The sequence below is a fragment of the Christiangramia aquimixticola genome, assembly GCF_048285835.1.
GTDB classification, from domain to species: domain Bacteria; phylum Bacteroidota; class Bacteroidia; order Flavobacteriales; family Flavobacteriaceae; genus Christiangramia; species Christiangramia aquimixticola.
Genome location: NZ_JBLVTL010000003.1, coordinates 227,925 through 234,774, shown reverse-complemented (window position 1 = coordinate 234,774; position 6,850 = coordinate 227,925). Strand labels below are relative to the sequence as shown.

7 protein-coding genes are annotated in these 6,850 nt (G+C 37.5%); 5 read left to right on the top strand and 2 right to left on the bottom strand.

Annotation, left to right across the window (positions count from 1 at the left end; translation table 11 throughout):
* The first annotated feature begins 159 nt into the window (after positions 1-159).
* The 4 genes from ACNKXV_RS07975 to ACNKXV_RS07960 all read left to right on the top strand — a co-directional run bounded on the left by ACNKXV_RS07975 (position 160) and on the right by ACNKXV_RS07960 (position 3,466).
* Positions 160-1,623, top strand: a complete 1,464-nt coding sequence (locus ACNKXV_RS07975; RefSeq protein ID WP_417907185.1) for a Gfo/Idh/MocA family protein — start codon at positions 160-162, stop codon at positions 1,621-1,623.
* A 51-nt stretch (positions 1,624-1,674) separates the two neighbouring features.
* Positions 1,675-2,064 carry a 3D domain-containing protein gene (locus tag ACNKXV_RS07970; RefSeq protein ID WP_417907184.1) on the top strand — a complete coding sequence of 130 codons (390 nt, stop codon included), beginning with the start codon at positions 1,675-1,677 and terminating at the stop codon, positions 2,062-2,064.
* A gap of 56 nt (positions 2,065-2,120) precedes the next feature.
* Positions 2,121-3,197, top strand: coding sequence for a transporter substrate-binding domain-containing protein (locus ACNKXV_RS07965; RefSeq protein ID WP_417907183.1), 1,077 nt, complete (start codon positions 2,121-2,123; stop codon positions 3,195-3,197).
* A 116-nt stretch (positions 3,198-3,313) separates the two neighbouring features.
* Positions 3,314-3,466 carry a hypothetical protein gene (locus ACNKXV_RS07960; RefSeq protein WP_417907182.1) on the top strand — a complete coding sequence of 51 codons (153 nt, stop codon included), beginning with the start codon at positions 3,314-3,316 and terminating at the stop codon, positions 3,464-3,466.
* A gap of 3 nt (positions 3,467-3,469) precedes the next feature.
* On the opposite strand, the gene ACNKXV_RS07955 is transcribed toward ACNKXV_RS07960, so the two are convergent.
* Positions 3,470-4,114: a hypothetical protein gene (locus ACNKXV_RS07955; RefSeq protein WP_417907181.1), complete on the bottom strand. Its 645-nt coding sequence runs from the start codon at positions 4,112-4,114 to the stop codon at positions 3,470-3,472.
* A 99-nt stretch (positions 4,115-4,213) separates the two neighbouring features.
* Between ACNKXV_RS07955 and ACNKXV_RS07950 the strand changes: the two genes are divergently transcribed.
* Complete coding sequence (locus ACNKXV_RS07950; protein WP_417907180.1) at positions 4,214-5,548, top strand: aspartate kinase; 1,335 nt, start codon at positions 4,214-4,216, stop codon at positions 5,546-5,548.
* Between the two features lie 73 nt (positions 5,549-5,621).
* Here ACNKXV_RS07950 and ACNKXV_RS07945 read toward each other — a convergent pair whose 3' ends face one another.
* A complete protein-coding gene (locus ACNKXV_RS07945; RefSeq protein WP_417907179.1) occupies positions 5,622-6,839 on the bottom strand; it encodes a glycosyltransferase family 4 protein in 1,218 nt (405 codons plus the stop codon).
* Positions 6,840-6,850: the final 11 nt, after the last annotated feature.

Genomic DNA, 6,850 nt, shown 5'->3' with positions numbered 1-6,850 from the left:
GCCATTTATGCTGTATTAGGTGCAAGTACCTTGCCGAAAACCGAAAAAGGCGACACAATAACCGATTTACCCGCACTTTGTCATATTTCTATTTAATTGGATTATTATTCCAAAAAGAATAACTTTAGAAAGTTTACACTTCTAATCTTATAATTCCACATGAAAACCAGCAAAAACCAACCAGCTTCCAATACGCGCAGAGATTTTTTAAAAAAAACAAGCGTTGCAGGCGCAGGCTTTATGATAGTTCCCAGACATGTTTTGGGAGGTCCGGGCTTTACAGCACCAAGTGATAAATTACTTATTGCCGGGATTGGCGTAGGGGGTAAGGGTACAAGTGACCTAATGAGCTTCTATGAATCGGGAAAAGCCGAAATTGCTTTTTTATGTGATGTAGATGATCGCAGGGCAGCTCAATCCAGAACAAATTTCCCAAAAGCTAAATATTATAAAGATTACCGGGAGATGTTTGATAAGGAATCAAAAAACTTTGATGCCGTAAGTATTTCAACTCCAGATCACAACCATGCCGTCCAAACTATGGCGGCTATGGAACGAGGGAAACATGTATATGTGCAAAAACCTCTTACCCATGATATTTATGAAGCCAGGATGTTAACTGAAGCTGCTGAAAAGTATAAAGTTGTTACACAGATGGGAAATCAGGGAGCCTCTGGTGACGGAGTTCGAATTATGAAAGAATGGTATGAAGCCGGTTTAATTGGAGATGTTGAAGAAGTGTACGTTTGGACTAATCGTCCCGTTTGGCCACAGGGAATTCCATGGCCTAAAACTCCTGCATCCATTCCAACTGAACTTGACTGGAAATTGTGGCTGGGAACAGCGCCGTATAAGGATTACGTTGGTGGACTGGTACCGTTCAACTGGAGAGGCTGGTGGGATTATGGAACCGGAGCACTTGGTGATATGGGATGCCATTTAATTGAACCTCCATTTACCGTGCTGGATCTTAAATACCCTAAAACAGTAGAATGCAGTGTGGGTAGTGTTTATGTAGATGAATTCCAGCGAGGTTACTTCCCGGAAAGCTGTCCGCCATCAAGTCATGTAATTATGAGTTTTGCGGGAGCAAAGGCTGAATCTAAAGATATAAAACTCCATTGGATGGATGGAGGTATAAAACCAATGCGACCGGAAGAACTTGGTCCGGAAGAAACTTTTGGAGATGGAGGAAACGGAGCTCTCATTATAGGATCCAAAGGAAAAATGATGTGCGGTACTTATGGAATGAATCCGCGACTACTTCCAACTTCCAGAACAGAAGAAGTAAATGTTCCAAAAAAATATGAACGTGTACCTAATGGCATGGACGGTCACTATGTTCAGTGGGTGGAGGCTGCTATAGCCGGTTATGGCAAGAAAACGCTTAGTTCCCCATTTAAAATTGCCGGGCCATTGACAGAATCATTATTGGTTGCCAATCTGGCCATTAGAGGTTATGATATTCAAAAGACCAGAAAAGATGCAGAAGGGAACGATCAAATATATTATCCGGGAAGAGATATAAAAATGATCTGGGATGCCGAGAATATGAGGGTAACCAATTTTGAGGAAGCCAATCAATTTGTAAAAAGAGAATATCCTGAAGGATTTACATTATAATAATTCATGTGGAAAGGCGTTAGGTACAGATTAATTATAAAATTCAGGAATATGATGTTTTCTGCAATTCTATTTTTGTACCTAACGGCTTGCAACACTACAGATAATAAAGAGCCTGTAGCTGAGTGGAATACCATCTGCGTAACTGCAACCGCATATAATTCAGTAAGTGGTCAAACAAATGAACATCCAAAAATAACAGCCTGGGGTGATACGCTTAAACCCGGGATGAGAGCCATCGCCGTTTCCAGAGATCTATTAGAAATGGGGTTTGATTATAATTCGCCTGTGAAAATTGAAGGTTTTGAAGGCGTTTTTTATATAAAAGATAAGATGCATTCCCGCTGGAAACATCGTATTGATATTTACATGGGAAATGATGTTGAAAAAGCAGAGAAATTTGGACGTAAGAAACTAAACATCTCCTTTATTCCTGATTAAAAGAGATTTCAATAAAAATATGGATTATAGTATCTTCGGGGTTTAAAATTCATAGAATGCCCTTACCCCGAATATTATTTATTTTTATATCCTTTTTATTAATGGTTTTCTCCGGAACAGCTCAGGAGGTAAATCAGGAAATTCCCGCCAGCAAAAAACTTGTTATTGGTATTACCCCAACACCTCCCTTTGTAGAGAAGAGTACGCATGGTTATACTGGTTTAAGTCTTGCTTCCTGGAAGATGGTGAACGATCAATTGCAAAGGGAATATGAATTCAGGGAATACGACAATCTTGGAAGCCTTTTAAAAGCAATTGAGACCGGAGAAGTAGATTTCAGCATAAATCCTATTACGGTTACAGACAACCGAATGAAAAGGATGGAATTTTCTCAGCCATACTTTATATCTCATACAAGTGTGGCAAAACGCAAGGAGTCAACCGTTTTAAAATTGCTCTCAAATTTATTCAGCTGGGAATTCTTTCAAATTATAGGTTTACTTCTTTTGGTCATTATGATCTTTGGGGTCCTGGTTTGGATCTTTGAACGAAAAAAGAATAAAGAAGAGTTTGGTGGTAATCTTAAAGGAATTATGCAGGGATTCTGGTGGAGTGCGGTAACCATGACTACGGTGGGATATGGTGACAAATCTCCTCGAACTACCGGAGGGAGATTAATTGCATTAATCTGGATGTTTATGGCCGTTATCATCATTTCCAGTTTTACCGCCGGGATTGCGTCTTCTCTTACCGTAAAAAGCATCCATGAAGATATTAATACCATCCAGGATCTGGAAAGGTTTGAGGTTACTACTGTTCAAAATTCCAGTTCGCAGGAGTTACTGGATCTGTATGGAATTAAAGCCGATCTTGTTTCTAATGGATTTGAAGGGCTTGAAGCTTTAGTGGATGAGAAAACGAACCTGCTTGTTTATGATGAGCCTATTTTAAGATATGAAATTGAAGAACTTGGATTAAGTAAAAAGCTGGAGATCCTGGAACAGAGTTTAAAAAAGGATTATTACAGTTATGCCTTTCCAAAAAACTCCAAACTTCTAAAGGAAATAGATCCAGTCCTGATTAAAACCTTAAAGACCATGGAATGGGCAACATTGGTTAAGGATTACAATTGAATCTAAAGAGGATAGGGCTAAAGACTTCAGGGTTTTGAAAGGACGGGGATCTGAAATATTATAATATTTTGATTTTTAGTATATTACAAGACTATAAACAAAATTAAACCCTTGACATGCTAATTCGTAAAAATCCGGTACCCGCTTCAGTAGAGGAGCACTACCGCGCTATGGGCAGGAAAAGCAACTTAAAGATCTATATCGCCATTGCCATAGTCATAATACTTACTTTAATTGCTACCACCGGAGTGGTTTATGAAATTTGGTGAAATTCAGGTTTTAATTTCATTCATAAGTAAGAAGGCCTTATTGATATATTCCTTTTCTAAAAATAAGGCAAAATAGTTTGAAGTTGAGATCATCTCAAATACGGGAATCCCTTCATAAGCCAGTAGTTTAAATATATAGAAATACAATCCCACCGTTTGGGAACTATTTTTGGGCAGAGCTATGGTAATTGAAGACAATTCTTTTTTTACAGTAACGCGAACTTCATTTCTAAAGACGTCCTCTACCAGATCTGTCAGGGTATCAGAGACCAGAATATTGCTTTCCTGATAATTACTAGAATAGTTTAAATACACTCCGGTTTGATCTTTAACCGCTTCCAGAAGCCTGGCTTTATTGGCAATAATGGTTTTGGAATTTAAGAAGGTGTATTCGGTGATCCCGGACCTTACGATAATATCTCCCAGCTCCCGTAAACTTTGCATATTTACTTTGGTTCTGCTTGGCGCATAGCGACGTAAGGCCATAATTATACTTCCCTGCTTCACAGACTTTCTCATTTCCTTCTCCACCTGAGGATGAATATCCGCTGCGAGCCCACTAAAATTAATAATATCCCGTGCTATGGCATCATCCAGAAAAGGTTGATGTCTTATTATATCATGGACAACTGTTGTAATTGTTTTCATTGTTAGATATTATACATTTTGTGCAAATGTATATAATATGTTATAAATTTTTTAGTCAACTGTTAAGATTAGATAATTATGCAATTAGAAATTCTGACTATGAAGGTTTTAAAATTTGGAGGTACATCTGTGGGATCTGCTGCGAGCATTCAGAATGTGAAAAATATTGTTCTGGACCAAGCAAGCACTAAAATTTTGGTATTATCAGCTATGTCTGGAGTAACCAATAAACTTGTGGAGATTTGTGAATCAATTAAAGGCAATAGCTTTGAAGAGATTCAAACAATTTTAGAGGATTTAAGAAGAAAGCATTTTCAACTAATTGAGGAACTTATTTCTGATACTTCAGTTCAGGAAATTGCCCGGGGTTATGTAGAAGATCAAATTGGGGAAATAAAAAAATTGAGCCACCAGCCCTGGTCGGTTCAAATTGAATCAAGGATACTTACTACAGGAGAAAGCTTACTTACATATATTTTTAGTGAATTTTTAAAGGCCGAGAATATATCAAATGTTCTATTGGATGCAAAAGACTTTATGCATGTGCATAACCTTGAAAATCCTGACACGGCATACATTGGAAAGTTAATTTCCGAAAAGTTGGATGATTCTGCCAATGATCAAATTTATATTACTCAGGGCTTTGTAAGGTTGAATGAAAGGAATGAGGTTGCCACTCTAAAAAGAGGAGGTAGTGATTTTACGGCCACTATTCTGGGCGCGGCTGTAAATGCCAGTGAAATTCAAATCTGGACAGATATTAGCGGACTTCATAACAATGATCCGCGGTATGTTGAAAATACGCATCCTGTTGCCCAGTTGAGTTTTGAAGAGGCCGCCGAGCTTGCATATTTTGGAGCTAAAATTCTTCATCCTCAAACCATTTCTCCGGTTATAGGGAAAGATATCCCTGTTTATCTCAAAAATACTTTTACTCCTGAATCCACAGGTACCTGCATTAGCTCCGGAGTAGAGAAAAAAGGTTTAAAAGCAATTTCAGCGAAAGATGATATTACTGCCATTAAAATTAAATCTAACCGGATGCTAATGGCTCATGGTTTTCTAAAAAAGATTTTTGAAGTTTTTGATATATATGAGACTGCTATAGATATGATAACCACTTCAGAGATCGCCATCTCTCTTACAATAGATGACACCCGAAATTTAAATGAAATAGTTTCAGAACTGCAGACCTATGGAGAAATTAGTGTTGATCATGCTCATAGTATAATTTGTGTGGTAGGAGAGGGCCTTATTGAGGAAAAAGGAAGTACGAAGATCTTTGAAATTCTGAATGAAATTCCGGTACGAATGATCTCCTATGGTGGAAGCAGTAATAATATTTCCCTGTTAGTAGATACCAGACATAAAGTACAAACCCTGCAAAAATTGCATGAAAAACTCTTTACAGAACAGGTTTTAATATCTGCTTAATTTATAAATGATTTTGGATTAATTGGTTTTGTGTAGTGAAACCGTCGACGGAGTCGTACTCTTCCGGCGGTTTTTATTTTCTATTCTTTTCTTCAATAAATTTGGACATATAATAAGTGCTTTTATGCAAATGATGTTTCAGCAAGGAGCCCGTGAAATTCATTTTTCTATGTTCAGTTAACTGAGATTGAATTCCTTCAATTTTATGTTTCAGCCTTTCCTGATGTAAATCCTTATTAAAACGCTTTTTTATAATTTGACTACCCATCTGTTGTTTTTCATACCATAAATCTTCATTGGTATAAAGCTCAAAAGCTGCAGTAACAAATTCATCAATATCATTGGTGATACTTCCGTTCCATTCCATGTCTCCATTAAGTCCTTCACTACCAATAGTGCTAGTAACAGAAGGTGTTCCGCAGATCATAGCTTCAGCTAATTTTCCTTTTAAGCCGGCCCCAAACTGAATGGGTGCCAAACAAACTCTTGCCTGTTCCATAACTGCTTTTGAATCTTCAGCTCTTCCATGAACAAGAAAACCTTGTTTTTCATTATGTAGATTGAAGACCTTTTGTGAAGGATAAGCGCCATAAATATTCATTTTGGCAGCTGGCAATTTTTTTCTTAATTCCGGCCAGATCTTTTCTTTTAAGAACAGGGCTGTATTCCAGTTTGGCTCATGTAAAAAATTACCTATGCTAATAAATCCGTTTCTATTACCAAAAGCGGGAACAGGTTTGATATCTGCATACATAAATGGTAAATAAAACAGGATGGAATCAGGAATATTAAATTCGGCTTTTAAATAATCCATTTCAACTTCAGATATGATAAGACTAATATCACATCGGTAAATTGCAGCAATCTCTCTTTTGGTAATATCCTGAGTATATACCAATTCGGTTAGGTCACTCTCAGTTTTATAGGCTTGTTCCCTGGCTTTTCTAAGAAAATGAAGATCCTCAGTATCGAGAATTTTCAGCGCATCTGGACACATTTTATCTACTCTCCAGCCGAATTGTTCTTCGGTCATAAACCGATCGAATATTACTATTTCAGGAGAAAGATCGCTAACAAAATCATCGAAGGAAGAATCGTTAAGTTTTATTTGAATGGATTGAACTCCAATAGATTCCAGATCGAACATATTTTCGGTTTCCTTCGCTGTAGTAGCAAAAGTTACCTCGTACTGTTGGGCCTGAAAAAATTCAATAAGTTGCATCATTCTTGAACCTGCGGCAGTCGAATTAGGTTCAGGCCACACATAACCAATAATAAGAAGTTTAGGCATACGAGTATTTA

Coding starts and splice junctions, on each gene's coding strand:
- ACNKXV_RS07960 (WP_417907182.1), top strand. CDS start 3,314: ATGCTAATTCGTAAAAATCCGGTACCCGCTTCAGTAGAGGAGCACTAC.
- ACNKXV_RS07950 (WP_417907180.1), top strand. CDS start 4,214: ATGAAGGTTTTAAAATTTGGAGGTACATCTGTGGGATCTGCTGCGAGC.
- ACNKXV_RS07970 (WP_417907184.1), top strand. CDS start 1,675: ATGATGTTTTCTGCAATTCTATTTTTGTACCTAACGGCTTGCAACACT.
- ACNKXV_RS07975 (WP_417907185.1), top strand. CDS start 160: ATGAAAACCAGCAAAAACCAACCAGCTTCCAATACGCGCAGAGATTTT.
- ACNKXV_RS07965 (WP_417907183.1), top strand. CDS start 2,121: ATGCCCTTACCCCGAATATTATTTATTTTTATATCCTTTTTATTAATG.
- ACNKXV_RS07955 (WP_417907181.1), bottom strand. CDS start 4,114: ATGAAAACAATTACAACAGTTGTCCATGATATAATAAGACATCAACCT.
- ACNKXV_RS07945 (WP_417907179.1), bottom strand. CDS start 6,839: ATGCCTAAACTTCTTATTATTGGTTATGTGTGGCCTGAACCTAATTCG.